1 protein-coding gene is annotated in these 266 nt (G+C 62.8%); it reads left to right on the top strand.

Annotated features, from left to right (window positions below; translation table 11 throughout):
• A partial coding sequence (locus QSV46_RS39950) for a hypothetical protein (RefSeq protein WP_314964125.1) occupies positions 1-232 on the top strand: 232 nt, incomplete at its 5' end.
• Positions 233-266 lie beyond the last annotated feature (34 nt).

Below are 266 nucleotides of genomic sequence, written 5' to 3'. Positions count from 1 at the left end.
ACACTCGATGAAATGCGTCGTACGGGCGACGCGTCTCACCCGCGAAGTGAGAGCTGGACACAGCGAAAGGCGGTTCACCATGAGCGCGTCCACGAACAAGGCGGCGTACAACGTCGGCGGTGCCATCGTCGGCATCCTTCTCGCCCTTCTGGCGATCTTCGGACTCATCCAGACCCAGGGCAACCAGGAGCAGTCGCAGAAGTACCAGTCCAAGATCAGCTACGACGGCTGATCCGTTCGGCCGCACGGCCGAACAGGCGCGAGGG

Origin of the sequence: Bradyrhizobium cosmicum (assembly GCF_032290525.1) — a bacterium.
Taxonomy (GTDB): Bacteria; Pseudomonadota; Alphaproteobacteria; order Rhizobiales; family Xanthobacteraceae; genus Bradyrhizobium; species Bradyrhizobium cosmicum_A.
Note: the sequence above shows the minus strand (reverse complement) of the source record. Positions and strands in the feature narration are given on the sequence as shown.